This is a genomic window from Aequorivita antarctica (assembly GCF_007997155.1).
GTDB lineage: Bacteria > Bacteroidota > Bacteroidia > Flavobacteriales > Flavobacteriaceae > Aequorivita > Aequorivita antarctica.
In genome coordinates, this window is the sequence record NZ_VORT01000034.1 from 1 (window position 1) to 2,055 (window position 2,055).

Below are 2,055 nucleotides of genomic sequence, written 5' to 3' on the forward strand. Positions count from 1 at the left end.
TAGTTTGGTACAACCAGGCAGTTGGAGGTTCAATCGTAAACAGCCCGATCCGCAACACGGTTGGCTCTGTTACCTATTACGCACAGGCCAATGTAAACAACGGCGGCTGTAGCAGTTTGACAAGAACGCCTGTTACCCTTACCATTACGGCTGCGCCAGGCGCACCTGTAAGTGGCGGCAACCAAACAGAGTGTGCATTAGACCCAATACAAACTTTAACGGCAACTGCTACAGTGCCTGCTGGTCAATCTGTTGTTTGGTATGATCAAGCTAGTGGTGGAAATATTGTTACACCTTCTTGGAGTTCAATAGGTTCAGTAACGTATTATGCTCAGGCCAATCTAAACAACGGTGGCTGTGGTAGCTTGACCCGTACAGCTGTTACTTTAACTTTAAATAATTGTGGTATTCAACTTGAAAAAATTGCAAGTCCGAATAACCAACAAGGATGTACTCCTATTGCTCCGGGTGAATCTATAACATATACATTTAACGTATCAAATCCACTAGGAAATGCTCCTGTAAGTAATATAGAATTAAGGGATATATTGATTGATCCAACAAATAATCCGCTTCCAGGTCCTATTAGTGGAGACACTTCAAACCCAGGGGTTTTGGATGCAGGTGAGACTTGGGTTTTTACGGCATCTTATACAGTAACACAACCCGATATTACAAATGGACAAGTTCAAAATACTGCTACTGTAAATGGACTAGTTCAAACATCAGGGAATCCTTATCCAGTTTCAACTTCTGATACAGTTACAGTTAGCCTTTGTCAAAATGCTGAAATGTCGATTGTAAAATCGAGTACAAGTGCAACAGGAGATTGTATTTCTTTTGAAGTTGATGATACCATAGATTATAAGTTTGTAGTAACCAATGATGGTGATGTTGATATTACAAATGTTGTTGTAAATGATACTAAGCTTGGTGGTGTAATTGCTGGACCTTCTATTGGAGATATTAATAATGACAATATTCTTAATGTAGGAGAGGTTTGGACATATAATGCAACTTACGCTGTTACACAATTAGATATTGATTTTGGCTCAGTAGTAAATACTGCTACAGTTTCTGGAAATACCGCTTTAGGTACTAGAAATGCTACAAGTAATACTGTTACTGTAATGATTTGTGGTAATCCAAGCATCGCCCTTATCAAGGTTGGTAGCTACGACGGCACCGACCAGAACGGTAAATGCATTTCCGCTCCTGATGATGTGATTACCTATACCTTCAGCGTTAAGAACACCGGGAACGTAACGTTGACCAATGTTATAGTGACCGATGCTGGTGTTACGATGAGCGGCGCTCCTATCAGTTTGGCCCCCGGTCAGGAGGACAACACGACCTTTACTGCTAGCTACACCATTACCCAAACGGACATTGATGCAGGCATGTACTCCAACCAGGCCCTTGCCACAGGTACGCCACAGAACGGCCCCGATGTAACGGACGATTCCGATGACAACAGCTATACAGAGAATGATCCTACAATTGTAACCATTTGTAATTTCCCGTGTATCGACCTTATAAAGATTGGAAGCTACAATGGCACTGATCCAACTGGCACTTGTATTAGCGCCCCAGGCGATCTGATAACTTATACATTCAAGATTCTGAACACAGGAAATGTGACTATGACCAATGTAATAGTTACTGATCCATTAGTAGCTGTGATTGGCGGCCCCATTGCCTCTATGGCTCCGGGAGCTGAGGACACTACTACCTTTACTGCCAGCTATGCTATTACCCAAGAAGATATTGATGCCGGCCAGTTTACTAACCAGGCAAAAGTAACGGGTACTCCTCCAACGGGCCCCAATTCAACCGATATCTCCGATGATAATAGTTATGCAGAGGATGATCCTACTGTTATTGAAATATGCCAAAACCCGGTTATCGCAATTGTTAAGACAGGGGTCTTCAACGATGTTGACGGCAACCAGTGTGCCGATGCGGGAATCGATACGATTACCTATACGTTCACAGTTACCAACGCAGGCAACGTGAGCCTATCAAACATAACCGTTACCGATCCATTATTACAGG

At 42.8% G+C, this 2,055-nt stretch carries 1 protein-coding gene; it reads left to right on the forward strand.

Translation table 11 applies throughout. The features are described 5' to 3' along the window. Positions 1-2,055 (forward strand): DUF7507 domain-containing protein (locus ESU54_RS17610; protein WP_449369362.1); only part of this gene is annotated, 2,055 nt, incomplete at both ends.